General features: G+C 62.3%; 30 protein-coding genes, 1 tRNA gene and 1 pseudogene. 17 read left to right on the top strand and 15 right to left on the bottom strand.

Annotated elements, in window-relative coordinates; all coding sequences use genetic code 11:
• Positions 1-68: 68 nt before the first annotated feature.
• Together ABH924_RS06425 and ABH924_RS06420 are read left to right on the top strand one after the other, a co-directional pair.
• Positions 69-857, top strand: coding sequence for an ABC transporter ATP-binding protein (locus tag ABH924_RS06425; protein ID WP_404497725.1), 789 nt, complete (start codon positions 69-71; stop codon positions 855-857).
• Complete coding sequence (locus ABH924_RS06420; RefSeq protein ID WP_404497724.1) at positions 850-1,623, top strand: ABC transporter permease; 774 nt, start codon at positions 850-852, stop codon at positions 1,621-1,623. Before ABH924_RS06425 ends, ABH924_RS06420 begins: the two co-directional genes overlap by 8 nt.
• 6 nt (positions 1,624-1,629) lie before the next feature.
• Here the strand turns inward: ABH924_RS06420 and ABH924_RS06415 are convergent, their stop codons facing one another.
• The 3 genes from ABH924_RS06415 to ABH924_RS06405 all read right to left on the bottom strand — a co-directional run bounded on the left by ABH924_RS06415 (position 1,630) and on the right by ABH924_RS06405 (position 3,178).
• The gene (locus ABH924_RS06415; protein WP_404497723.1) at positions 1,630-1,878 is read right to left on the bottom strand and encodes a PLDc N-terminal domain-containing protein; all 249 of its coding nucleotides are present in this window, start codon (positions 1,876-1,878) and stop codon (positions 1,630-1,632) included.
• Between the two features lie 85 nt (positions 1,879-1,963).
• Complete coding sequence (locus tag ABH924_RS06410; RefSeq protein WP_404497722.1) at positions 1,964-2,575, bottom strand: glyoxalase; 612 nt, start codon at positions 2,573-2,575, stop codon at positions 1,964-1,966.
• 150 nt (positions 2,576-2,725) lie between these two features.
• Positions 2,726-3,178 carry a MarR family winged helix-turn-helix transcriptional regulator gene (locus ABH924_RS06405; RefSeq protein WP_404497721.1) on the bottom strand — a complete coding sequence of 151 codons (453 nt, stop codon included), beginning with the start codon at positions 3,176-3,178 and terminating at the stop codon, positions 2,726-2,728.
• A 54-nt stretch (positions 3,179-3,232) separates the two neighbouring features.
• Here ABH924_RS06405 and ABH924_RS06400 point away from each other — a divergent pair, with 54 nt between their 5' ends.
• Entirely contained in the window at positions 3,233-3,601 is a 369-nt protein-coding gene (locus ABH924_RS06400; protein WP_404497720.1) for a VOC family protein, read from the top strand.
• 12 nt (positions 3,602-3,613) lie between these two features.
• On the opposite strand, the gene ABH924_RS06395 is transcribed toward ABH924_RS06400, so the two are convergent.
• The 6 genes from ABH924_RS06395 to ABH924_RS06370 form a co-directional block, all read right to left on the bottom strand.
• On the bottom strand, positions 3,614-4,864 hold the full coding sequence (locus ABH924_RS06395) for an RNA polymerase sigma factor (RefSeq protein WP_404497719.1): 1,251 nt from the start codon (positions 4,862-4,864) through the stop codon (positions 3,614-3,616).
• Complete coding sequence (locus ABH924_RS06390; protein ID WP_404497718.1) at positions 4,864-5,199, bottom strand: YciI family protein; 336 nt, start codon at positions 5,197-5,199, stop codon at positions 4,864-4,866. Before ABH924_RS06390 ends, ABH924_RS06395 begins: the two co-directional genes overlap by 1 nt.
• Positions 5,200-5,286: 87 nt before the next feature.
• On the bottom strand, positions 5,287-5,700 hold the full coding sequence (locus ABH924_RS06385; RefSeq protein ID WP_234751153.1) for an SgcJ/EcaC family oxidoreductase: 414 nt from the start codon (positions 5,698-5,700) through the stop codon (positions 5,287-5,289).
• A gap of 96 nt (positions 5,701-5,796) precedes the next feature.
• Positions 5,797-6,156, bottom strand: a complete 360-nt coding sequence (locus tag ABH924_RS06380) for a VOC family protein (RefSeq protein WP_234751152.1) — start codon at positions 6,154-6,156, stop codon at positions 5,797-5,799.
• A 64-nt stretch (positions 6,157-6,220) separates the two neighbouring features.
• Positions 6,221-6,994, bottom strand: coding sequence for an SDR family NAD(P)-dependent oxidoreductase (locus tag ABH924_RS06375; RefSeq protein ID WP_404497717.1), 774 nt, complete (start codon positions 6,992-6,994; stop codon positions 6,221-6,223).
• 95 nt (positions 6,995-7,089) lie between these two features.
• The gene (locus ABH924_RS06370) at positions 7,090-8,283 is read right to left on the bottom strand and encodes a hypothetical protein (RefSeq protein ID WP_404497716.1); all 1,194 of its coding nucleotides are present in this window, start codon (positions 8,281-8,283) and stop codon (positions 7,090-7,092) included.
• A gap of 195 nt (positions 8,284-8,478) precedes the next feature.
• Between ABH924_RS06370 and ABH924_RS06365 the strand changes: the two genes are divergently transcribed.
• Entirely contained in the window at positions 8,479-9,774 is a 1,296-nt protein-coding gene (locus ABH924_RS06365) for a flavin-containing monooxygenase (RefSeq protein ID WP_404497715.1), read from the top strand.
• 125 nt (positions 9,775-9,899) lie between these two features.
• Here the strand turns inward: ABH924_RS06365 and ABH924_RS06360 are convergent, their stop codons facing one another.
• Both ABH924_RS06360 and ABH924_RS06355 read right to left on the bottom strand, forming a co-directional pair.
• On the bottom strand, positions 9,900-10,427 hold the full coding sequence (locus tag ABH924_RS06360) for an AAA family ATPase (RefSeq protein WP_404497714.1): 528 nt from the start codon (positions 10,425-10,427) through the stop codon (positions 9,900-9,902).
• Positions 10,428-10,491: 64 nt separating this feature from the next.
• Positions 10,492-10,926, bottom strand: coding sequence for an HAD family hydrolase (locus ABH924_RS06355; protein ID WP_404497713.1), 435 nt, complete (start codon positions 10,924-10,926; stop codon positions 10,492-10,494).
• Between the two features lie 706 nt (positions 10,927-11,632).
• Here ABH924_RS06355 and ABH924_RS06350 point away from each other — a divergent pair.
• From ABH924_RS06350 to ABH924_RS06340, 3 genes are all read left to right on the top strand, one after another.
• The gene (locus ABH924_RS06350) at positions 11,633-12,181 is read left to right on the top strand and encodes an AAA family ATPase (RefSeq protein ID WP_404497712.1); all 549 of its coding nucleotides are present in this window, start codon (positions 11,633-11,635) and stop codon (positions 12,179-12,181) included.
• A 235-nt stretch (positions 12,182-12,416) separates the two neighbouring features.
• The gene (locus ABH924_RS06345; RefSeq protein ID WP_404497711.1) at positions 12,417-13,043 is read left to right on the top strand and encodes a 2'-5' RNA ligase family protein; all 627 of its coding nucleotides are present in this window, start codon (positions 12,417-12,419) and stop codon (positions 13,041-13,043) included.
• A gap of 27 nt (positions 13,044-13,070) precedes the next feature.
• A complete protein-coding gene (locus tag ABH924_RS06340; protein WP_404497710.1) occupies positions 13,071-13,610 on the top strand; it encodes a MepB family protein in 540 nt (179 codons plus the stop codon).
• 82 nt (positions 13,611-13,692) lie between these two features.
• Here the strand turns inward: ABH924_RS06340 and ABH924_RS06335 are convergent, their stop codons facing one another.
• On the bottom strand, positions 13,693-13,881 hold the full coding sequence (locus tag ABH924_RS06335) for a hypothetical protein (RefSeq protein ID WP_404497709.1): 189 nt from the start codon (positions 13,879-13,881) through the stop codon (positions 13,693-13,695).
• A 53-nt stretch (positions 13,882-13,934) separates the two neighbouring features.
• On the opposite strand from ABH924_RS06335, the gene ABH924_RS06330 reads away from it, so the two are divergent.
• The 7 genes and pseudogenes from ABH924_RS06330 (at position 13,935) to ABH924_RS06300 (ending at position 17,924) form a co-directional block, all read left to right on the top strand.
• Complete coding sequence (locus ABH924_RS06330) at positions 13,935-14,279, top strand: hypothetical protein (RefSeq protein ID WP_404497708.1); 345 nt, start codon at positions 13,935-13,937, stop codon at positions 14,277-14,279.
• Positions 14,280-14,303: 24 nt separating this feature from the next.
• Positions 14,304-15,206 (top strand): annotated as a pseudogene (locus ABH924_RS06325) (IS982 family transposase).
• Between the two features lie 111 nt (positions 15,207-15,317).
• Complete coding sequence (locus ABH924_RS06320; RefSeq protein WP_404497707.1) at positions 15,318-15,752, top strand: hypothetical protein; 435 nt, start codon at positions 15,318-15,320, stop codon at positions 15,750-15,752.
• Positions 15,753-15,942: 190 nt separating this feature from the next.
• Positions 15,943-16,311, top strand: coding sequence for a DUF4190 domain-containing protein (locus ABH924_RS06315; protein WP_404497706.1), 369 nt, complete (start codon positions 15,943-15,945; stop codon positions 16,309-16,311).
• Positions 16,312-16,668: 357 nt separating this feature from the next.
• Positions 16,669-16,742 (top strand) — tRNA-Trp (locus ABH924_RS06310).
• A 484-nt stretch (positions 16,743-17,226) separates the two neighbouring features.
• Entirely contained in the window at positions 17,227-17,538 is a 312-nt protein-coding gene (locus tag ABH924_RS06305; RefSeq protein ID WP_404497705.1) for an HNH endonuclease, read from the top strand.
• A 170-nt stretch (positions 17,539-17,708) separates the two neighbouring features.
• Positions 17,709-17,924: a hypothetical protein gene (locus ABH924_RS06300; RefSeq protein WP_404497704.1), complete on the top strand. Its 216-nt coding sequence runs from the start codon at positions 17,709-17,711 to the stop codon at positions 17,922-17,924.
• 159 nt (positions 17,925-18,083) lie between these two features.
• Here ABH924_RS06300 and ABH924_RS06295 read toward each other — a convergent pair whose 3' ends face one another.
• A complete protein-coding gene (locus ABH924_RS06295; RefSeq protein ID WP_404497703.1) occupies positions 18,084-18,356 on the bottom strand; it encodes a DNA gyrase subunit A in 273 nt (90 codons plus the stop codon).
• A 142-nt stretch (positions 18,357-18,498) separates the two neighbouring features.
• On the opposite strand from ABH924_RS06295, the gene ABH924_RS06290 reads away from it, so the two are divergent.
• Positions 18,499-19,023, top strand: a complete 525-nt coding sequence (locus ABH924_RS06290; RefSeq protein WP_404497702.1) for an RNA polymerase sigma factor — start codon at positions 18,499-18,501, stop codon at positions 19,021-19,023.
• Entirely contained in the window at positions 19,020-20,207 is a 1,188-nt protein-coding gene (locus ABH924_RS06285; RefSeq protein WP_404497701.1) for a LysM peptidoglycan-binding domain-containing protein, read from the top strand. Before ABH924_RS06290 ends, ABH924_RS06285 begins: the two co-directional genes overlap by 4 nt.
• Positions 20,208-20,259: 52 nt before the next feature.
• Here the strand turns inward: ABH924_RS06285 and ABH924_RS06280 are convergent, their stop codons facing one another.
• Entirely contained in the window at positions 20,260-21,012 is a 753-nt protein-coding gene (locus ABH924_RS06280; protein ID WP_404497700.1) for a GAF and ANTAR domain-containing protein, read from the bottom strand.
• 122 nt (positions 21,013-21,134) lie between these two features.
• Between ABH924_RS06280 and ABH924_RS06275 the strand changes: the two genes are divergently transcribed.
• Entirely contained in the window at positions 21,135-21,500 is a 366-nt protein-coding gene (locus tag ABH924_RS06275) for a TfoX/Sxy family protein (RefSeq protein ID WP_404497699.1), read from the top strand.
• 47 nt (positions 21,501-21,547) lie between these two features.
• Here the strand turns inward: ABH924_RS06275 and ABH924_RS06270 are convergent, their stop codons facing one another.
• The gene (locus ABH924_RS06270; protein ID WP_234751116.1) at positions 21,548-21,736 is read right to left on the bottom strand and encodes a hypothetical protein; all 189 of its coding nucleotides are present in this window, start codon (positions 21,734-21,736) and stop codon (positions 21,548-21,550) included.
• Positions 21,737-22,136 lie beyond the last annotated feature (400 nt).

The raw sequence follows: 22,136 nt of genomic DNA, 5'->3' as shown, positions 1-22,136 counted from the left end.
GCATATAGACTCATCGCAACGGCGCCCTGGCATGGGCTGCTTGGCCAGCCTGAGAGGGATACGGCTCGATGAGTGAAATGAATATGCCGGCACAGCCGCCGGTTTTGGACGTCAGCGACTTGCGCGTCGCCTATGGCGCGCGGACCGTCGTCGACGGCGTCAGTTTTCAAATTCATCGCGGTGAGATCTTCGGCCTGCTGGGCCCGAACGGTGCAGGGAAGACGAGCACGCTCAGTGCCATCGAAGGCTTGGTTAAGCCGAAATCCGGGCGGCTGCTGGTGGACGGAATCAATGTTCGAGAAGAGCCGCTGGACGCGAAAGCGCGCCTCGGGGTGCAATTGCAGTCCTCCAGTTTCCAGGCCGAGCTGACTATTCAGCAGATCGCAAGACTCTACGGCGGCCTCTATGGAGTGAAACTCTCGCGTGCGCAAATCGGGACGAGCATGCGTTCCATAGGGCTTGAAGAAGAACTGGGCAAAAGATTCAAACAGTTGTCAGGTGGGCAGCAGCAGCGGCTTGCACTGTTCATTGCCACGATTCACAACCCCCTACTGCTCTTACTGGACGAACCGACCGCCGGGCTGGACCCCCAGTCACGCCGTGGACTATGGCGTCGCATCGAGGAACTCCGTGGCAAAGGCAACAGCATTCTTCTGACCACGCACTCGATGGAGGAGGCACAGGCCGTGTGTGACCGGGTCGCGATCATCGACCATGGGGTACTGCTCACCATCGGCAAGCCGTCGGAGTTGATCGACAAACACAGGGACGATCCGCGGGTGCTTTCGGTCGCCCACGGCGCACCGACCTTGGAAGATGTGTTCATCGGACTGACAGGAAGTGAGATCCGTGACTAACACCAGAGTCGCCACTGTCCGCCCACCGCGCGGCCTCGCCATGGGCTCGTTGCTTCGCGCGGACTCCATTGTGATGCTCAACAGTAAGACTTCACTTGTCTTGAGCGCCCTGCTGCCGGTCGTAATCCTTGTGGTCACAAGCTTTGGCAAAGCACAATCACGGCTCGGCGGGTCAAACCTCCTCATCGGCTTGGCGTTGACCCTTGGACTACTCACCTCGTGCCTGCTCGGATTCACTTTGGCCCTGGCCCACGACCGGGAGATCGGTGTGATGCAAAGGCTCCGTGTCACCCCGGCGCCCAACTGGATGATCATGACCAGCCGCCTTGTCGTCCAAATAGCCACGAACCTGCTCGCGTCCATCATTGTCGTCATCGTCGGCTCTATCGTTCACGGGCTCACGCTCAACATCGGCCAGTACCTTTTGGTCGTCACCATTGCGGTCCTCGGAGCAGCCATGTTCCTGGCCATCGGACAAGCCCTGGTCGGCTTGGTTCAGTCCACCAACGCCGTCAGTGCGATCGGCCGGTTGCTCATGATCTTCCTGCTGCTCCTCGGCCTCCTCGGCGGCAGCGGCATCCTCGGGGACTCGATGCAAACCATCGCGGATTGGTCCCCCGTCGGAGCCCTCCTGGCACTGTTCTCGGATGTCCTGAACCAGTCTGCATGGAGCGGCCAGGACACCTATTCGCTCTTGGCCTGCGTGGGATACATCGTCGTGTTCGCCTTCATCGGAATCCGCTGGTTCCGATGGAACTCGCGGTAGGCCAACTTAGGAAATCGAAGGTCGCTTCCGATGCTTCACGCTGGTTGCGATCCAAGCCACCGGGCCGATGAGCGGAATGAACAGGACCAACAAGAGCCAGAGCACGAGTTCCCGTTTAGTCAGACTCCTGGCGCTGCGCGCGAGCACAATCAAGGCCCAGACAAAGACGACAACTGCGGCCAAAGCAAGCACCGTCGCTATGACTTCATACCCGGTTGGAGCGAGAACGTCGTTACCAGTTGAGAGAAAAAACACGGCTTCCCCTTCGCGGTTTAGGTGTGACTAAGCTATCACTTACCAGCCCCAAGGGCCTTGGACGAGCCGAGACATCGAGCCCTCCTCACGCTGAGGCTGGCTCCCACGCGAATCCGTCCGGGTCGGTGAACGGGCCGGCTTCGCTACCGATCGCGAGTCGGTGCGATCCGGTGCCCTCGGGAGAGACCCCGGCGTCCTTGGCGAGCGCGCGGCGCGCGTAAAGCCCGAGCTGGACGGGACTCGATGGCATGGCGAACTCGACGTACTTGCCGAAGCTCTTCCCAACGGCGAGGCCCCGGTCGCCGTAGAACCGTTTGCTCGCGGCAACGTCCGCGACTGCCATCAGCAGCACGATCTTGTCGACCTCCCGGGTGGCCGGACCGCTGTCCTTCTTCGCCGACGTCGCGACCTTCCAGATCGCGCCATCCGGAGCCTGAACGACGCCGCCGTAGCCCCACAAGGACTTCGCCACTGGCTTGAGCGTCGTGGCACCGGCTTCCACAGCGGAATCGATGAGGCTGCTGACGGTGGACGGCTGTGACACTACGAGCGACAGCGTGAACCCGCGGAAGCCGTCAGTAGGAGCATCGGAGGCCCGCACGCGCACACGCGGGCCCAATCCGAAGGCGGCGTCGTAGAAAGCGGTGGCGGCCGCGGGGTCAGGAACTTCGAGGGTGACTGATTCGATGGCGGTCATGACAGGTCCTTAAGTGAGTGGGTTGCTTCGTGATTTCGACTTTATGCCGAGGCCCCACTGACCGCTTCTCCAATCCTGACCGATGTGTTCCGCACCTGGGCGCCGAGCTTTTATCGGTCACCTGTTCACTTCCAAGTTGCGACGTCCCTTCTATTGGATGGCCGTTTGCAGGGAAGCAACGCACGTCCTCAACATGTCTCGAAGCTGTTTCTGTTCGTCCTCAGTGAGGCCCGAGCGCATGGTGTCTTCCACCGCCTTGACTGCAGTACTGGCGGCTTCGAGCTGCTGGCGGCCATGCGCTGTCAGTTCAGTCGGCAGTATTCGGCCGACCGAAGCCTCGGTCGCCCGAGAAACAAGGCCCTCACGCTCTAGCGCCTGCAATAGAACGTTCATCGACTGTCGAGACACGAAGGCACCTCTCGCGAGCTCGGAGTTGGACAGCCCCGGCCGCTGAGCAAGGAGCTCCAGGCATGCGTAATGGGTGATGCTCATGCCCAGCGGCCGCAACACACTCTCCATTGCCGTGCGAAGCGCACTGGCCGCTTCCTTAAGGAGATATCCGAGCGATGTATCGAGGCTGACTCCTGTTACGTCTTGACTCATGTCAATATTCTGACATACTCTAAGTGTCAACTAACTGACACTAAGGAGCTCCTCATGCCGGTCACCGGACCCGACTTCATTTCAATCCAAGTGCGCGACCTTGAAGCGTCTGCCGCTTTCTACCAGCAGCACCTCGGGCTGACCCGTTCCCCAGCGGGGCCGCCGCACGCAGTGGTATTTGACACCAGACCGGTCGCGTTCGCCGTCCGGGACCTTGCGCCGGGCGTCAGCCTTGCCTCCACGCCACAGCCCGGCCTCGGCATCGGATTGTGGTTGCACGCCACGGACACGCAAACGATCCATGACAAATTAGCGGCCGTTGGGACCGAAATCGTGGTCGAACCGTTCGACGGCCCATTCGGGCGCACCTTTACCTTCGCCGACCCCGACGGATACCAAATCACCCTCCACGACCGTGCCTGACCCGCGCAGGAGTCATTCCATCAGTTCACTCAGACGAGACCGGAGGTAGCTTCGTTCGGTGTCGTTATCAGAGAGGATTAGAGCCTCTTCAAAGGCGACCCGGGCCTCGTCGAAACGGCCCAGCCGGGTCAGGAAGTCGGCGCGTGCAGCGGGAAGATACGGGTATCGGGCGAGTCGCGGTTCGGCTCCGAGCGCATCCAGCTCGGCCAAACCTTCCGCGTAGCCGACCGCGAAGCCGAGAGCGATGGCCCGATTAAATTTGACGACCGGAGTGGACCACGTCTCCATGAGCAGGTCGTAGAGACCCAGGATCTCCTGCCAGTCAGTGTCGGACCACGACTTGCTCTCGTCATGGACGGCCGCGATCGCTGCCATGAGGGCGAAGCGGCCCGGTGGCCCTAGCTTCAAAACCTCGCCCAGGAGCGCTACCCCTTCATCAATGGCCGGTCGGTCCCATTTTGATCGGTCCTGGTTCTCCATCAGCACGAGTTCACGGTGCTCATCGAGCCGCGCGCCCCTGCGGGCGTCGGTCAGTAGCACGAGGGCGAGAAGCCCGGCAACGTCGCGGTCGCCGGGCAGCAGGACGTGCAGCATTCTCGCCAGCTCATGGCCGCGTTCGGCGAGATCTCTGCGCATCAGGTCCCCTCCTGATGGGGCAGTGTGCCCGGTCGTGTACACCAGGTAAACAACGGACAGCACGCCGTCGACACGCTCGCGCAGCTCGGGCGCCGCCGGCACGCGGTACGGGATGTGCGCGGCCGCGATCTTCTTTTTCGCGCGAGTGATCCGCGCAGCCATCGTCGCCTCCGGGAGCAGAAACGCCCGCGCGACATCGGCCGTGGACAGCCCGCACAAAAGGCGTAGCGTCAGGGCGACCTGAGCGTCAGGCGCGAGGGCGGGGTGGCAGCACGTGAATATCAACCGCAGCCGATCATCGGTGATGTCTTCCGTCTCGCGGCCCGGGTCGTCGAGCGACTGGACCTCCGGGTCGAGAAGTTTGGGGAGCGCCCGCTGTGCGGTCGCGGCGCGTCGGTGCATGTCCACTGCTCGTCGCCGCGCGGTCACGGTGAGCCACGCTCCAGGGTTCTCCGGGATGCCACGCGTACCCCACGTCGACAATGCGCTGGCGTACGCATCTTGCACGGCTTCTTCCGCTGTGTCGATATCACCGGCAATACGCACGGTGGCCGCCAACACGAACGCCCACTCCCGACGGTGCGCCTCCGCAACCGCAGCAGCGACCTCGGAGCTGGCGGCCGGCATCAGCTTGCCACTCGCACGGGCCGAACCTCGACTCCGACCCCGGCGGGCACCTCCTTGGCAATCTCCAGCGCCTCATCGAGGTCGGCTGCCTCGATCAGGAAGTAGCCGCCAAGCGTCTCCTTCGACTCGGCGAAGGGGCCGTCCGTCACCGAGAATCCGCCGGACCCGTCGCGCCGGATGGACGTCGCCGTCTCGGCCGGCTCGAGTGCGGCCCCGCCGAGCAGCGACCGCCCGCGGCGCTGCATGAACGCTTGGTAGTCGGCGCTGACTGTCTCGCCCGCGACTTCTTTCGTAGCCACTTCATCCTGGAAGATCAGGACCAAATACTTTGACATTTCACAGTCCCTCCGTCTGAACTCTGGCTTGAGTTTTCGCTCCATCAACACCGAACACCTTGCGGATTCGGCTCTTCGACACGATTTTCAGTGGGCCGGCGCGTTGGCATACGAGGCGACAAGCCAGCGCCCATCCTCTCGAACCAATACCCATGTGGCAATGACTTCGCGGTCGACCGGGAATTGGGCCTCTCCCGCCATGAGAATGCCGGCCTTGCTGACTACGATCGCTGTGTGGTCTCCGATAAAGCGGATGCTCAGAGGTTCATCGACCGCCCGGGAACCTTTGAGCGGACCCTGGAAGCCAGCAGCCATGGAACTGCGGATTTCCCCCTTGTCGCGGTGATACGCTCGCGGCATAACCACCGTGGCGTCGTCCCGATACGATGCCACGAAAGCATCCGCATCATTGTCTGCCCATGCAGCGTAGATCTCGCCGAAGAGGCTGCGGATCTCGTCGGTCGCCTCGGACTGAGCGTCTGTGGGCTCGTTCTTCGACATTGGTCTGTTCCTTTCGTCGCACTCCGGTAGACCCTTCCATTCGGGCCCTTACTCATACGACGCGCACCAGAAGCAAAGATCGACAACTGTGACCAATTAGTCCAGGCAGAGACACAAAGGATGACCGGCGGGATCAAGGAACACCCGGAACGTCGTTCCCGGCTGGTTTTCGTGCTTGGTCGCGCCGAGCTCGAGCACAGCTGCCTCAGCCGTGTCGAGGTCATCGACCACGACGTCGAGGTGCATCTGCTGCGGAACGTCCTGGCCGGGCCATTGTGGCGCCCTGTAGGACTCGACTTTCTGGAAGGCCAGCGAATCACCGTACTCGGCGCGGACGGACCACCAGTCGTCGTCGTTCCGCTCGATTTTCCACTCAAGAAGGGCGCTGTAAAACTCAGCCAGGGTCTTGGGGTCAGGGCAGTCGAGTACGACGACGGGGAAGCGTGCGATAGCCATGGCCAACACTCTAGGACCGTTTCAGGAGGATCGCATCACATTCGACCGCCGGAATTAGCGGGAACTATCGGTACCGCGTGGCAAGCTCCGGGCTCTGCGCTCCGAAAGCGGCGAGGTCTGCGTGGAAGACCGCGTCGAGGAGCCCGGCGTCCTCGACCCCCGGGGCGCAGACGGTTTCGCCCAGTTCCAGGCCGCGCAAGCTTGCGGTGACGACGTCGGCTGCGCTCATCCGCGGCACCATGCTCAAGTCCATGCCTTGGCGTTCGTGGAATTCGGTGGCCACCGCGCCCGGGCACACCACTTGCACCGTGATTCCAGTCCCCTCCAGCTCAGCACTCAAGGTTTGGGAGATCGCGACGAGATAAGCCAGGGTCCCGCCGTAGACGACGCGGCGGGGCATCTGGGAGTGCGGGGCCGTGCCGCCGAAAGCGATCATGCCGGCCACGTTGATGATCGTGCCCTCGCCACGTTCCTGCATGCCCGGTATTGCCGCACGGCTGAGCATCGTGGGAGCGAGGACCTTGACGTTGACGAGTTCCGCGGCTTTGTCGGCGGGAAGCTCGGCGAAGGGCATGTAGTGCGCGACGCCGGCATTGTTCACGAGCAAGGTCACGGGCTCAGTGGCGCAGATCTCGGCGACCGAGCCGATACCCGCAGTCGTGGCGAGGTCGGCGACGACGGTCCGGACCGTGGTCTGAGGGTGCGACGCGGCGAATTGTTCCAAGCGTTCCTGTCGTCGGCCCACGACCACCAGATCGTAACCGTCGGACGCCAGGCGTTCGGCGAATGCCCAGCCGATTCCGGAGCTGGCGCCCGTGATAAGTGCTAGCTTGCTCACTGTCGTTCCTTCCCTTGGCGGCCATGGCGACAGTTCCACGCAACCACGCGGCTGACAGGGCTGTCCACCTCCAGCCCCCGAATCGCGAGCGCTTTTCAGCGCGTAGGCATGGGCGTGGGGGTCGATGCCGGAAGCACTGCGAGGTTCCTGTAAAGATCCGAGTCGAGCGTGGTGTGGCCGCGGTCGTCGGTGACGTAGACCTCGAACGTGAAGGTGCTGTCGTCGTGGTCGAGCGTGAACTGGATCGTGGGGTTCTCGACGGAAATTGTTCCTTGCGAGACGATTCGGCCGTACTTCTGCTCCGGAACACTGAGGTCCGTTCCGTGCTGCGCAGGGTCACGGATGAAGTATCGAACCGTGTACGGGGCTGACGGCAGGGACCGTATGGTCGGGAAGAAGGTGAAATCCCTCGTGCCGGTGGCCGGATACACCATCGCACGCCACTGGAAGGCGGTGACGGCGGGAGTGAGCGCGTCGTCGAGGTCGCGGATGCCGGTGCGGTTCGTTTGGGCGTCAACGCTGCGGTTGTCGAAGCTTCGGTTGTCGACGCTGCTGCGGCTATGGCCCAGGGCTTTGGCGACAGGTCCGAGTCCGACGCCGAGGCTGAGACCGAGCCCGATCGAGACGACCGGGAGGAGGATCGCCCACATGAGCGCACGGCGCCGCAGGCCCGTGCGCACGGCCTGCCGGTGCATCGAGAGTGTGTAGGGTGCGACGCCGGCGGGCATGGTTCCCGAGTACGGGCTGCTGCCCGCGCGGGTCCAGGCCTCAATGTACGCGGCGCGCGGCGGCAGGGGCGCCTCCGTGCCTCCGACCGGATTCCAGTAAGACAGGAACGGTAGCGGCAGGTCCCGGAGCCGGTCGTACGGGTCCTTGGTCGTGAAGGTCGGCACCATGCGGTACTGAACTCCCCCGCGAGCGGGGTACTGGTGTAGGTAGGCATGGAAGTCTTCAAGCTGCATGCGCCCGACCCGGACCTGGACAACGAATGCCCTCGTCACGATCGCCTCGTCCCGCGTGAGCGTGACCCACTCCCCGGCATGCCAGAGCAGGGCGGCGCCCGAGATCGCCGAAATTACCGCTCCCGCCAGGATGAGCGCCTCGGCCCAAAACGGGATGATCGTGCCGTCGCTCTCGTTGACGAGGATCGAGCCGGCGACCGCTGCCACCGCGATCACCACGAGGCCCGCGCCGAGGGCCGCACCAGCCCAACGCGGCATCCGCAGTGCACGAATCTGGGCTGGAAGATCATCCTCTCGGAACTGATCACCGGAATTCGGAACGAACATCGTTACCCCCAACATCCATCGGGAAAGGCCCCGACGTCGATGCTCCCATAAGCCGCCCACGCTGGGTGGTGGATTGACGAATCTTGGGCAATTCTTCGACAAAACCTTGCACTCGCGTCCCGGTGTCGATCCTTCAGGCTCCCACACCCGAATCACTGGGCGTAAAGTTCTGCCAAGGGACCGGAAGGATCGCTCATGGAGACTGCCCCGCCCAGAGCCGTGCAACAGAACAGAGCTGCACAACAGGACCGCCCCCTCGAAATCGACACGCTCGTCGTCGGTGGAGGCCAAGCGGGACTGGCCACGAGCTACTTCCTCAGCCGGGCCGGCGTCGAGCACGTGGTCCTTGAACGGCGGGCCGCGCTGGGTGGCGCGTGGCAGGATCGCTGGGATGCGTTCGTGCTGAACACCCCGAACTTCTCACTCGACCTGCCGGGCATGCCGTACACGGGGCCGCAGCCGGAGGCGTTCATGGCGCGTGACGACGCCGTGGACTATTTCCGCGACTACGCGCGGAGGATCGGCGCCCCGGTCCGGACCGGCACGGATGTCACGCGGATCTCGACGTCGGATGGCGGCTTCAGCGTCGAAACGTCCGACGGCGGCTGGCTGGCACGCAATGTGGTGCTGGCGACCGGCGCGTATCAAATACCGAAGATCCCGGCGCTGGCCGCAGGACTTCCCGGGAATGTCCTGCAGCTCCACACGCACGACTATCGCAATCCGGAGCAATTGCCCGACGGCGCCGTGCTGATTGTCGGGACGGGACAGTCAGGCGGGCAGATCGCGGAAGACCTGCTCGCAGCCGGGCGTGAGGTGCATCTGGCGGTGTCGATGTGTCCGGAGGCGCCGCGCCGGTATCGCGGGCACGACATCATTTATTGGATCCTGCAAGCCGGAATCCACGGACCCGAGTATGGGGTCAACGCCCTGACGGTTGGACAGCTGCCCTCCCCCGCGGCACGGTTCGCCTGCAACCCCCTGCTCTCCGGCACCGACGGCGGCCACGACATCCACCTCCGCGAGCTCGGCCGTAAGGGCATCCGGCTGCACGGCCACCTGGAAGCAGCCGACGACGGCGAACTCACCTTCACGGACGATCTCCCCGAACGCTTGGCAACAGTCGAGGCCGGGTTCGGCCAGCGCATGGGGCGGGCGCTCGACGCCTACATCGCCGCCGCGGGAATCGAGGCGCCCGAACAGCAGCCTGCGCCCGCGGACGACTGGCTTCCAGTTTCTTCGCCGGCGCGGGTCAACCTGGCCGCCGAGAACATCACCTCGGTGCTCTGGGCCACTGGCTACAAGCTGGACCTTGGCTTCGTGGACATTCCTGTTCTGGATACGTGGAGCTACCCGCGACAAGTCCGCGGCGTCACTGAGCAACCGAGGCTGTACGTGGTCGGGCTCCCGTGGTTGACGGGGCACTACTCGTCGATAGTCGGCGGGGTGGGCGTGGACGCGGAATATGTTGCGGGCTGCATCCAGTCATGAGGGATGGTTGCAGTAATCCCCCCATCGTGCATTTATTATCGCTGCGAGTCACATACGGGACGTGCTCTACGGCCTGGAACTTCAAGAGCACAGAATATTGACCGGCCTGCCCGATGGAGGACCGGCTAATGGGCGGAGTCTCCTACTGCTCCACTCAAGGTCAGGATCTCGTCGACAACGTGCGCGAGCGGAGCGGTGGCGTCGATGGCGATGCCACCTCGCGGAATGTCCGCCTTCGTGCGATGCAACCGGAGTATGAGGTCCCGTTCCGCTTGCCGGCCCGGTCCTCCCCATTCGTCCTCCCGCCGGTCGTCGAGCCGGCGAGCGAAGGTTTCGGTGTCGATCTCGAGCACGAAGACGCCGTTGAACAGGTCAATGAACTTCGCGAAGTTTCGCGATCCCCCACAGAAGAACGTCACCGCCTCGCGCTGATCTGCGACGAGCGCCTTCACTTTGTCGACCCGCCAAAGGTGGTGATCGTGAACGGCAAGACCAGTGACGTCCTCCATCGGTGCCCCGGTCTCCGGATCACCCTGGTACGCGAGTTCGCGATCGCCGTGAACGACGTGGTAACCGCGCCTTGCCAACTCCTCGCACACAGAGGTCTTCCCGGTTCCGGAACCTCCTTCAATGAGGAAGTTTCTCCTGCCCATAGTGAATGGTAGTCAGACACTGCACCACGCGAGCGTTCGGGGATCCTTTATTGGGATGCGGAGGTCACAAGGCCTTCGCCATGGGGAGTAGTTCGTGCAGGCTTCGAATCGTCAGGTCCGGGGCGGCTTTCGGTGTCGGGGCGCCTTCCCTGTTAAGCCAGAATCCGGTCCACTCCGCCGCTTGGGCACCGGCGACGTCATTGGCCAGCGAGTCGCCGACCATGATTCGGGGTTCCCCGGGCAACAGGTCTGAGGCGATGTCGAAGATCCGGCGATCTGGCTTTTCGACGCCGTGGTCCTGTGACAAGACAGTGGCCTGGAAGCAATCCTCCAGGCCGAGGCGCTTCGGGTACGAGTTGCCGTTGGACAGGAGGCCGACGTGGTGGTTTCGTCGCAGCTCTGCCAGGACCGGCAGGACGTCCTCGAAGAGCATCACATCCGCGAAACGACGCTGCAGGTAAAACTCGTTGAGGTGGGCCGCGAGATCGTGGTCCCCCAATCGCAGCGGGCGAGGCTCTGCCTGAAAGCCTCGAACCGCACCTGCTCGAGGTTGGTCACTTGGCCTCTCAACCGTTCCGCGACGACCTCCCGGTCGGTGACTAACGCCTCGACGCTCATATCTCCTCCGGTCGCTGGCCGAAGCCTGCGGAGCTCGCCGATCGTGGCTGCGCGTGGCCGGGGGGTAAGCCTTCGATTGCGGACTCGAGAATCGTGGGTACTGAACCCGGGCCATCCCATTCCTAATTTTCCGGTGCCTTGTACACTCGAGCACCAACTCCCACGGCATCGCCACGGGAAGTTGGCACAAGAAATACGCTGCCCTCGATCATTTTGAAGCGAGCCACCGCGATCCCCCATCATCTTCCGTGCACTTTGCCCCACGGAGACCCTACGGCTGCGATTGCAGCCCAAGACATCGCTGTAAGCCGGTCCCGCTGGGACATGGTCTCTGTTACGTTCGAAACATGCTCATCGTCCTGCGTGGAAACTCTGGTTCGGGAAGAGCACCATCGCGGCAGTGCTACAACAAGCGCCGGGCTGGCCGACTGCGCTCCTCAGCCGTTATCTTTTGTAGAAGAAGAGCGCATCAACGCATCGGAATCGCCGGACCAGATCGTCGGGCGCATTCTGGGCGCGGTCGCCCAGTAACCGATCGGGCATCGGGCGCCCCGTGAAGGACACTTCTTGGCGCTAGAGTTCGGTCCATGATCGTTTGGCTTAACGGCACCCACGGGGCGGGAAAGACGACAACGAGCGCGATCGTGCAGCAATTGCTGCCCGGCGCGCGCGCCCTCGACGCTGAGAAGGTCGGTGAGGTGCTCATGGACATCAAGCCGGGACTTCCTGCAACCGACAACTTCCAACACTGGGAGCCATGGCGACCGCTCGTCGTCGAAACCGCTCGACGCGTCCTCGAATACACCGGAGGCACACTAGTGATGCCGATGACGGTCCTTGTCGAGAGCTACTGGAGAGAGATCAGCGGTGGTCTTACCGAGCACGGCATACCCATCCAGCATTTCGTGCTCCACGCCGACCAGGCCACGCTTCGCGACCGCATACAGAACGACAAAGACCTCGGACCCTCGACGTTCCGCTTCGCGTACTTGGAGCCATACGCTAAGGCAGCCCGTACCTGGCTGCACGATGAAGCCGAAGTCATCGACACCACACACATCACAGCGGACCAAGCCGCGCAGCAGATTGCGGATTCGGTGCTTGGCCGCCGAGAGAGCTCCAGACGGATCGACTGACGCACACCATCAAGGCGCGTGAGGCGCCTCCCCGAGCAGCTCCCGCACTCTCTCCGGTCAGGGTTCGATCTATGGGATGACCGTAGAATCCAACGAGGGCACTCCCTACGGTTGCGCCGTCGGCCGGCGCATTAATTTCTTCCGCCAGCCAATCCCCATCCCAGCCAGGTGGGCGTTCTGCTGCGCACCAGGCGGGGTTCACCTCCGATTCATATGCTGACACTACGGTTTCCACGTGAAGCGCTTTTTTGGGCACCCGATGACCCTGTGGCCGTCTATGCGGAACCGCCTGCACGTCTACGCATTACCGGCACCCGACCTCCGATCGGCACTGGTAGAACGTCAGCGCGTCCTGAAGACGTTCGACTACTGCTCCATCCAGCCAGCCGACTACCTGCACGCAACAGTGCAGCAATTCGCGGTTACCTCAGACGAGGTCAGCCCCGAAGAAATGGATGCCTTCAAGGCCCAGCTCAAGAGCCTCGCCGCCGAAACCAAGCCGTTCAGCGTCGAGCTGGGCGAACCGGAAGCGGATGATTACTCGCTCGGGGTCAGAGGGACGATTACGTCATCATGGGCGAAACTGACCGCGGCGGTCCGCGACGCGGGCGCCGACACTATCAACAAGGGCCAACCGCTGCCCTATGCCCCCTTCACCCCCCATCTCACCCTGGGCTATGCCGTGGCCGAAGGCAGTACCGAACTCATTCAGCAAGCGTCAGATCAGCTGAGGGCACCCGCCCTGCCTCCCCTGACCATCAACGAAGTGCACTTGATAGCTGTCCACCAGGACGTCAACCGAGGCACCTTCGCCTGGGACACCACGTCTCGCTTCCCTTTCAGCGAACCCCCGGCCCAATAGTCGATGCGAACGCCCCTGGCTTCCGCGATGCGCCTGCTGAGGGACCGTCAACCGGACAGGTTTCAGGCCGGATTCTTGAGCGAATACAGTTTGATAGTGAATTTCCATGCGTTCAAGCGCTTCATCGACACTGCACCTGCTCTTGCCGATGCACAGCCTGTCATCCAGGTTGAAGAACAGAACAACGACTACGAATCTGGGGTCGCCCGCATCGGGAAGGAGCAGTGGCGAATCCGCACCGCCCGGATCACATCGACGAAGCCGGGCGCCTTCGTCGCGGTCTGGAAGCGCGGCGAAGGCGGATCGACCAGGCCCTTCACGGCTGCCGAGTCGATGTCTGGACTGCTCGTCTTCGTAGAGGAACAGGGACGGTTCGGGGTCTTCCAATTCACCAAGGCGCACCTGATCTCGCTCGGATACGTCAGCTCCGACCTTCATCCCGGCAAGCGCGGTTTTCGCGTCCATCCCGCATGGTGCACCGACCTGAATCCTCAAGCATCACGCACTCAGTCATCGCAGGGGGTTGCGTTCGTCGAGCTTCCTCCGAGTAACGCGTCGTGGACCTAACCGAAAACGGTCGCGCACTTCACGAGCGCCCGTAAGCCGGTCCGGTGGCGGCACATGAGTGAGCGCCCGTTGACGGGGTCGGCTAGGCACGGCAGGCTGTGAGGACATCCACGGCAAGGGGGACCACGATAAAGCACTCGATGTGCACGGTCGCCGCGGCGGCTGTGCTCGGGCTAGCCCTCGCCGGATGCCGGCCCGCCGCCGGTCCCCTCATGGTGGGATCGCCCGGAGCAGCCCAGAGCCCCTCACCGTCCGAGCTGGCGGCCATCATCCAGGCAGCGGTCGAGGATCGAAAACGGTACAGTCCTCGACACTCTCCCTGCCATGAGCCTTGCCGGAGAGCATATGACGGCGGCCTACCTGTCCAAGCGCGAGCGGGACCTCTCAAAGGTGGCCCGTTCGAAGGCCGGATTCAAGGCAATGGGCTTCTGGTATACGTCATTTTCGACGAAATTAACCGTGGAATCGGTCGAGGTGACCGGTTCGGAGGCGAGCGTCCGGTTCAAGGAATTGACTGAGGAATACCAGGCCTCGACGGCGAATGGGCCGAGCAGCATCCCGTCGGGCTACTCGCTGGTCCAGACCGCGACGTTCCGGTCATCTGGAGACGTTTGGCAGCTGATGAGTAAGTCCTATTGCTGGGAACGGGCGTGGAGGCTTTTAAAGTAAGGCGGAGAGTGTTAAGCCGGGTTTGTGAACACTCAACTAAACACTCTGCTGACCACACTTTACGTCTATTTGGATGACCATGTCCTGCCGGATCTGGGCGTGTCCCGGACCCGGCGGCCAGGCCGCAAACCATTGCTCAGCGACGCAGAACCGTTGTGTTTGGCGGTGGCCCAACATCTCTTGGGCTTCTCCTCCGAGACGAGGTGGATCCGGTACGCCCGGGTCCACCTGTTCGGCATGTTTCCCGGCATCCCGCACCAATCCGGCTACAACAAACGCCTCCGGGCCGCCGGCTCCCTGATCGCGGCAGCGATCACCGCATTGGCAAGGGACACCCCGTCCTGGCATGAGCTCCTGCGCCTGGTTGATTCCACCCCCGTCCCGCGTGGCATGTCCCGGGAAACCGTCAAACGCTCCGACCTGTCCGGCCATGCCGGCTACGGCTACTGCGCCTCCCACTCCCGCTACTTTTGGGGGTTCCGGCTCTACCTGATCAGCACCCCGGACGGCATGCCTGTCATCCGGGGCCTGGCGAACCCGAAAATCGGTGAACGTGAAGCCACCCAGGCGCTCCTTGAGCACGACCACCACCTCATCCGCGAAGGACAGGTCATCCTCGGTGACAAGGGCTTCGCCGGGCGGGAATTCGAAGCATTCATCACCGAGAATCTGGGCGCGACGCTGATCCGCCCGGACCGCAAGAACGAGAAACCCCGCTTCGGCAGACTCGGCGGCATCCGGCAATGAATTGAATCCGTCTTCGACACCCTCAAGGGCCAGCTCGGCCTCGAAGATCACGGCGGACGCACCCTCGAAGGTGTCTACGCCCGGGTCGGCGCCAGACTACTCGCCCTTGCCGCCGGCATCTGGCACAACTGGCGCATCAACGCACCCCGCAAGCGCTCACTCATCGCCTACGACCACTAAGAACCAATAGGACTTAGTCATCCAATAGGACTTAATCATCTAGCCGAGCTGCGCGCCGCATGTGCATCAACCCACGGCAACCACGGCGGCGGAACCGGCCAAGGGATCGGCATGGCCATCAACGCCAACGCGATCGAACTAGAAACCCGGATCCGAGAAGACGCCCTGGCCGAAGAGTTCGAGCGAACCGGAAAGGAGTACCGCGGCAACCTAGTCGAAATGCTCAAAACTTGGGCTGCACTCGACGGAGAATGGGCAGACTGCCTTGCCGCCGTCACGCTCGAATGGGTGGACCGAATCCGGGCTCTGCTTGTGCAACGCAGGCCACCATGGCGCCCAACACTCAACTGCCCCTCCTGTAACCAGCGATTCCACGGCCCGGAACGAGAACCAAACCTCCGGGTCGAATACTGGAACCATGACGAGGAAAAGATGAACCATCCCTCGCTCTGGACGGCTGGATGCGACGGGTGCGGGGCCGGATGGGCTGGAGACCAGATGGCATGGCTTAGCGCAAGGATTGCCCCCAGACTCACGCTGCGTTGATGGCCGGCGAAATATTCGCGACGATTTACCGAAAACGGGAAAGACGAGAGAACAGAAATGTTACTTTTGGCGTGTCCATGGACAAATTGCTGAGCATGTGCGACCGGAACTATAGATTTGGCCGGCCGACGCGATCATCATGGAGCATCTTCCTCGCATTTCAGGTCTCATTCTCATGAAGGAAAAAACTATGTCCGAGCACAATGCTGTCAATTCGGTCCCAGGCGCCCCCCTGCAGCCCGCGCCTTACCAGCACCAGCCGTCCACGCCCGTTCCGGGTAAGTCTCTCGGAATCGTCGGGTTCATCTTGTCCCTGCTTGGCCCCCTGACTCTCGTCGGTCTGATCGTCAGCATCATCGCGAAGGTCCAGTCACGCAAGGCCGGAGCCAAGAACGGATTCGCCCTAGCCGGCATCATCATCGGCGCCATTGGTGTAGTCGTGGGGATCATCGTCATTATCGCTATTGTCGCTGGGGCCGCATCCGTGGCGAAGCAGTGCGCAGACCTCGGCCCCGGGGTCCACCAGTCTGGCTCAGTCACGATCACCTGCGGCGGCTAGTCATTTAGAACTAAGGTGCCGGGGCCAATGCACGCACGAGCCCCGGCACCGTTTGTCTGGTCCTCACCGATCCGGCCCGCTCAGAGCGGCTACCGACACGGGCACCATCCAGCTTGCCACCGGAGGATGATGTGTTAATCTAGATCCGTTGACAGGACAACTGTCACTAATCCCAAGGCTGAACCTGAACGGTTCGGCCTTTTTTGTTGCCCGAAACGGCGGCAGGGCTGAACCTTGTGGGGGTGCACCGGGTTCGAGTCCCGGCAGCTCACGGGAACCACAATGGTTCCCCGAATCGAGGCACGGCCGAGAGGCAGCGTCCGGCCCCGCGCAAACCCCCATGAGCGCGGGCCACCTGGGGAGTTAGTGAAGAGGCATCACGCCGGTCTCCAAAACCGGAATCGCAGGTTCGATCCCTGCACACCCTGCCAACATCAATCGTCCCGGCCAGCGAAAGCCGCCCGCCCTTGCAACACTCGTCTCAGGGCAGCAGAGCGCGCACGCCGGACGCAAACCCGGGCACGCCCACACCAGCGGAAGATACTGGCGGGGCACACACTTTCCGGTGTCGGAGTCAACGTCACGCCCCGCCTCACGAGCGGACCAGCGATCAAAGGTAGAACCGGGATGCAGCTCTTCCATCCTGTCAAGGCACTACCTGCTTCGACACCGGAAACACAGCGGCGATTAGTTCAGGTACCACCGCTTCCGTTCCTCCGGGTCATACGGCGTCCCCTGAGCGGCGCAGGGGCCAACATGGTTGACCTCAGCCTGACATTGGACAAAGCCCTTGCCGACTGGCCCGTCGAGTACCGGAAAGGTTTGCGGGCATCGCACGAACGGTTCGGTTGCGCTCTCATCTGTGGTCATTGGCGCATCATCCCACCCCTCGACTGACCCCGCAATCAACGAAGAATGGTCATCGCTACCTCACGCACAGGCACGGCCACATGGAAGCGCGTCTCACGTGCGGCCAAGAAGCTGGCCAAAGCCAATGGCCAGACGCGATGCCCTCACTGTGGAGTTGCGCTCGACTACGACGTCGGACTCACCCCATTCAGTGCCGAAGCAGACCACATCGTGCCACACGCTAAAGGTGGACGAGACGAACTATCAAACGTCATCGTCATATGTCGCAGATGCAACCAATCCAAAGGCAACCGCGCTGCACCCAAAGCAACAACCGTCATGGCAGCCAAACCACTCAAAACCAGCCGGGAATGGTGACCTGTGGATAACCCCAGATACGAAAACTCGTATCCCAGAACCCCATATCGGGGTATGGGGGAGGACCCCTCCGCAGAGGCCTCCCGTTCGCACCCCAGGCATTAGCGAAAATATCCCCCGAGCCTCGGCTAGCTCTGTCTAACCTCTTGGACTGTAGCTAGGGTTGGGCCATGGCCGCCCGGAAAAAGTGGCAGAAAACCACGCTGCAGATGGTCTGGCTTTCCGTCCTGTACGCATTTATCGCAGGTTCCCAGCTCGTAAGTCTGGCTGACGGTAGCGCCCAATATCCGGTCATGTCGTGGGTGTTGGTTGCGATTTCTGTGGTCCTCGTGGTGGCTATGGTTTTTGCCCGCATTTGGGCGGGAAAGCACCCGCCGACAGGCTGATCATCTAGCGTTCCTAGCGTGCACGGGGGCGGCCTGCCGATGTCCGTCGTCGAGGGCTAAACTTCCCCGTGGGCCGTCGCCGCCACGGAGTTCATAAAGCACTTCATGGCGCTGAAAGCTCGGGAGCGAGGCCAGGACGATCTACCGCACGCGACCAGTTCAGCGCCTATCGGGCAACCTTGATCTGAGTTCTTCTGCATAGGAAGCGATTGCCTGACGCTGGTCGCGGGTGAATCTTCTGGCCTGCAGGTTGAGGACTGCACGGCTGCCCAGCTCTCCCACGCCCAACAGCTGACCCACCCGACGGATTGCTTCGTCCACGTCCTCTGAATCCTCGATCACCTGGAAGACCTCGTCCCGCCGATCCATCGCCTTCACCAGGGCCTCGTGGAGCATCAATTGTTGCCTCATCTGCCGCTCATCCTCATCCATGCCGCGATTCTTGCACGAATGGTTCTGTTAACTGATCGGCAATCGCCCGCCCCACTTCGTGACTCGCCGGGCATCTTCTGAATGGCCCAGATTCTTTCAAGATTCTCGTTACAGTTTGTTGGCTGCCGGACATTAACAGAGCATGAGCTTGCAAACAATGGGGGAACGGGTGGATCTGGAGAGGGAAAAACGGTTTCTTGCCGCCCACGCGGGGGCCCACGACCGCATCTACCGCTATTTTCGGCGCAGGACGGACGGCCCTGCCACCGCAGAGGATCTGTGCGCGGAGGTTTTCAGGATTGCCTGGGAGAAGTCCGGACAGGACGACGATCTCCCGGTGATCGTCGTTTTCGGAATAGCCAAGAACGTGCTCCGAAACCATGACAGCTCCTTGTCCCGGTCGGCCGGGCTCATCGGTGCTTTGCGGTTGGAGCATATCCCCGGAACACCCGCCGAGGAATCCTCCGTGCGGGATGCCATCGACCATCTGGGCCCGAAGGAACGGGAGGTGTTGTTGCTGACGTCTTGGGACGGACTCACCGCCGTCGAAGTGTCCCATCTCCTCGACACGACGGCGACTGCGGTGCGAATGCGCCTGCACCGTGCCCGCAAGGAACTAAGCCGAATACTTCAAGAGCAGACAGTGTCAGAAGGAGCAACAGAATGAGCAACGACCTGTCTCTCGACGATCTGCTTTCATCCGCCGATCCTGCGCTCATGATCACAGACGAAGAATTGGAGCGCAGCCGCGATCGGTCTCTGTCGTTCGTGAATTCCGATGTCACTCACATCGCGGTCGGCGGATCCCTCCACGACTTCCACCGCACACGGGCGAAACGTCATTGGACGCGTTTCGCCGCTGCGGGGCTTGCGGCAGAGGCGATCGCGGCCTGCGTACTCGTGGCCTCGAGGTTAGTAACGGGTCCGGTCAACACGGCTGCGGCTCCGACCGTCACCGCTGTGGCGACACCGTCCGACGCCGGGAAGTCTTCCCTGACTGGGCCCACTGTTACCGATTCATTTGGAAACGTAGATTACTACACCACCGTCTCCGGTGACACGTCAGCGGAAGTGGCCGCAGCCTTCCGCATCTCCAAGGAGAAACTCGCTGAATTCAATGGACTTCAGCCCGGGAGCGCATTGGCACCCAACACGAAGCTTCGGCTGATCCCGGTTCCGGGTCCGATCTACGGCGCGAAGGGGACGGCTACCGTCAACGAAAACGGCATCCCCACGAGTTACACCATTGAATCCGGTGACACTCTGGGCGGGATCACCTACCGGTTTGGAATCACCGGCGAGCAGTTGGCCGAAGCGAACAAGGTCTCGTACGTGTACGAGAAGGGCAACACCCACTTTGTCCGTGCCGGGAACCACATCCAGCTGCAGAAAAATCCCGTCGACAGCAGATCCGGTCGAGGAACAACCGTCAACAATTCATCCGGCCAAACCATCTTCTACACCACCATCGACGGCGACTCGTTCGACAGCATCGGCTACAAATTCCGGTGCACCACCGAGCAGTTGCTGCAGTACAACACTTCCTTGGCCGGGGACCGGCCCATCCCCGCGGGCACCAGGGTGAGACTGATACCAGGAGAGCTGAAGATCGACGGCGCCCAAGGCACCTTCACCGCCGACGCCGACGGGATCCCACTCACGTACACCACCGCCCCCGGGGACACCGAACGCCAGATCTCCTTCCGTTTCGGAATGCCTGATCTGGAGTGGGCGAACCGACCGCTCACCGGCACCGACGCCGTCTGGTACGCCTTCGCCGACCTACCCACCGGGGAGCTCGCCCCCGGCCAGACAATCAGCCTCGCGGTGACCAAGCCCATCCACAAGTAGCGGTCCTACCGAGGCCATCCAAACTGCCACGGCACTCCAGCTGAGCCCGTTCCTACCCCTCGAAGTGAGTTTCGATCCCGCTCCCTGAGACCTGTTCGATCAGTTCGGTGGCTACGTCCCGTAGTTTGCGGTTGCGGTTGCTGGAGACCCTGGTGAGGATTTCCATCGCTTCTGCCTGCGAGCATCGGTTTTGCGCCATGATGACACCGCAGGCCACGTCAATGGCGGTCCTGCTTTGCATGGCTGATTCCAGGTCCTTCGCCCGGTTGTGGGCGGAGTCGATGCGCACAGACAGGTGGAGTATGTTGCGGGCGGCGGCGGCAAAGCCCACGGCCTTGTCGAAGACATCCGGGGTGAACGCGCCTGGCCTGGATGCGAAAAAGTTCAGCGCGGCGCTGGCGTCGTCGCTGATTTCCATGGGAATCCCCAACGAGCTATGAATGCCCATCCCGGCGAATTTTTTGGTGACCTCCGGCCAGCGCAGATCGGTCGAACCGTCGTCGATGATCACAGGGGACATCTCCCGGAGTGCCTTGATGCAGGGGCCGTCACCGATAGCCTGCTCAAGCCGGTCAAGCTCCACGGCGCGTGCGCTGCTGCCGGCTGCAGTAAGGGGCCGGCGCCTGACTTTGACGGTGACTGCGCACTCGATCTCGTCGCCGGAAGCCTCAGAAATCGAGGCCGCAGCGAGCCTAGAGAGCCCGGTCAGGAATTCAGATGCATTCCCTGCGCCCACTAGAACAGACTGAAGTTCCAAAATGCCTTGGAGCTGGCCTGCAGGCTCTTTTTCCGGTGAACTCGACATTGGCCCATCCTGCTGTCCTCGTTTGACATGGAGAACGGTGCCCGGACGCTGGCAGCCCGCATCCCGCCGTCGTATGCTTCAGGCAGTCCCAGGCTTTCGATCCCCTACCCCGGAGCAGGCACATGCAGATACCCAAACCGTCCGACGCCGACAAAGACCGCTTCCGCGCGGTGGTGCCGGAGAACCCTGATGTCGTCGTCAAGCCGATGTTCGGCAACCTGGGTGCCTTCGTGAACGGGAACATGTTCGCCGGACTGTTCGGCCCGATGATCGGCGTCAGGCTGTCCGACGCCGACCGTGCGGCGCTGGAGGCCGGCCACCAAACGCTTCCGTTCGGCCCGGAAGGCCGCGCTATGGGTGGCTACGTCGGTCTCCCCGAGGCATGGAGCGACAACGAAGAACAAACGGCGGAATGGGTCGAGAAGGCCTTCACCTACGTCGCAACTCTTCCACCGAAAGCCGCGAAGCCGCGTTCGGCGAAGAAGTAACCGCCGCGGCGGCGGCGACGCCAGCCGCACGCACAAAGCGGGGCAGCTCAGAATCGGGAAGTGTGGTCTTCAATCAGTCCGCTTGCCGCGATCTCACGGAAGGCGTAGATCCCCCGGGCTGCGGCGTCCTTGTCATGGAAAGGGACGGAGACGGCAAGCTCTTTCCCGAACTCGTCAACCAGCCTCACCCTGCAGCTGCCCCCGTTGTCAGTGAACACTTCAAAGTGTCCCGCCATCACAGAAGTTCTCCCCGACGGCGTCCGGAAGCAAGCTTGGGCATCCCGGGACGCCTGCTAGTCGGGCTGTCGCTGAGCGGTTGATGATTTCCCGATTCGCGTCGCCGCTCCAGCTCGCTCGTAACGAGATCCAGCAACGCCTGGGCTGGCTCGGAGAGTCGGTGGGTTGCGGCCGTGTGGGCTATTTCGCCGCAGTGAAGAAGCACGAGACGGATGCGTTCCAATTCGCGCGAGGGCACGGATGGCCATCGCCGAAACAGTTGTTGAACCGCGCTATGCCTGGGTAGGTGGCCCCGCCAAGATCCATTGGAGGTGAGGTGGGGCTGACTGGGTTGAATAGATGCCATGACTGACCTCCTCGTACTAAATCGAGAAAGCCAGCTGCTTGACCTCTACCAGC

Origin of the sequence: Arthrobacter sp. GAS37, from assembly GCF_044908325.1 — a bacterium.
Taxonomy (GTDB): domain Bacteria; phylum Actinomycetota; class Actinomycetes; order Actinomycetales; family Micrococcaceae; genus Arthrobacter; species Arthrobacter ramosus.
The sequence above is the reverse complement of the archived record's forward strand: the minus strand, read 5'-3'. Positions and strand labels throughout refer to the sequence as shown.

Bases quoted from the DNA above. Each gene is read 5' to 3' on its own strand.
- ABH924_RS06425 (WP_404497725.1), top strand. From the start codon at position 69: ATGAGTGAAATGAATATGCCGGCACAGCCGCCGGTTTTGGACGTCAGC.
- ABH924_RS06410 (WP_404497722.1), bottom strand. From the start codon at position 2,575: ATGACCGCCATCGAATCAGTCACCCTCGAAGTTCCTGACCCCGCGGCC.
- ABH924_RS06405 (WP_404497721.1), bottom strand. From the start codon at position 3,178: ATGAGTCAAGACGTAACAGGAGTCAGCCTCGATACATCGCTCGGATAT.
- ABH924_RS06400 (WP_404497720.1), top strand. From the start codon at position 3,233: ATGCCGGTCACCGGACCCGACTTCATTTCAATCCAAGTGCGCGACCTT.
- ABH924_RS06395 (WP_404497719.1), bottom strand. From the start codon at position 4,864: ATGCCGGCCGCCAGCTCCGAGGTCGCTGCTGCGGTTGCGGAGGCGCAC.
- ABH924_RS06390 (WP_404497718.1), bottom strand. From the start codon at position 5,199: ATGTCAAAGTATTTGGTCCTGATCTTCCAGGATGAAGTGGCTACGAAA.
- ABH924_RS06385 (WP_234751153.1), bottom strand. From the start codon at position 5,700: ATGTCGAAGAACGAGCCCACAGACGCTCAGTCCGAGGCGACCGACGAG.
- ABH924_RS06380 (WP_234751152.1), bottom strand. From the start codon at position 6,156: ATGGCTATCGCACGCTTCCCCGTCGTCGTACTCGACTGCCCTGACCCC.
- ABH924_RS06370 (WP_404497716.1), bottom strand. From the start codon at position 8,283: ATGTTCGTTCCGAATTCCGGTGATCAGTTCCGAGAGGATGATCTTCCA.
- ABH924_RS06365 (WP_404497715.1), top strand. From the start codon at position 8,479: ATGGAGACTGCCCCGCCCAGAGCCGTGCAACAGAACAGAGCTGCACAA.
- ABH924_RS06360 (WP_404497714.1), bottom strand. From the start codon at position 10,427: ATGGGCAGGAGAAACTTCCTCATTGAAGGAGGTTCCGGAACCGGGAAG.
- ABH924_RS06350 (WP_404497712.1), top strand. From the start codon at position 11,633: ATGATCGTTTGGCTTAACGGCACCCACGGGGCGGGAAAGACGACAACG.
- ABH924_RS06340 (WP_404497710.1), top strand. From the start codon at position 13,071: ATGCGCCTGCTGAGGGACCGTCAACCGGACAGGTTTCAGGCCGGATTC.
- ABH924_RS06335 (WP_404497709.1), bottom strand. From the start codon at position 13,881: ATGATGGCCGCCAGCTCGGACGGTGAGGGGCTCTGGGCTGCTCCGGGC.
- ABH924_RS06330 (WP_404497708.1), top strand. From the start codon at position 13,935: ATGAGCCTTGCCGGAGAGCATATGACGGCGGCCTACCTGTCCAAGCGC.
- ABH924_RS06320 (WP_404497707.1), top strand. From the start codon at position 15,318: ATGGCCATCAACGCCAACGCGATCGAACTAGAAACCCGGATCCGAGAA.
- ABH924_RS06315 (WP_404497706.1), top strand. From the start codon at position 15,943: ATGTCCGAGCACAATGCTGTCAATTCGGTCCCAGGCGCCCCCCTGCAG.
- ABH924_RS06305 (WP_404497705.1), top strand. From the start codon at position 17,227: ATGGTCATCGCTACCTCACGCACAGGCACGGCCACATGGAAGCGCGTC.
- ABH924_RS06300 (WP_404497704.1), top strand. From the start codon at position 17,709: ATGGCCGCCCGGAAAAAGTGGCAGAAAACCACGCTGCAGATGGTCTGG.
- ABH924_RS06295 (WP_404497703.1), bottom strand. From the start codon at position 18,356: ATGGATGAGGATGAGCGGCAGATGAGGCAACAATTGATGCTCCACGAG.
- ABH924_RS06290 (WP_404497702.1), top strand. From the start codon at position 18,499: ATGAGCTTGCAAACAATGGGGGAACGGGTGGATCTGGAGAGGGAAAAA.
- ABH924_RS06285 (WP_404497701.1), top strand. From the start codon at position 19,020: ATGAGCAACGACCTGTCTCTCGACGATCTGCTTTCATCCGCCGATCCT.
- ABH924_RS06280 (WP_404497700.1), bottom strand. From the start codon at position 21,012: ATGTCGAGTTCACCGGAAAAAGAGCCTGCAGGCCAGCTCCAAGGCATT.
- ABH924_RS06275 (WP_404497699.1), top strand. From the start codon at position 21,135: ATGCAGATACCCAAACCGTCCGACGCCGACAAAGACCGCTTCCGCGCG.
- ABH924_RS06270 (WP_234751116.1), bottom strand. From the start codon at position 21,736: ATGGCGGGACACTTTGAAGTGTTCACTGACAACGGGGGCAGCTGCAGG.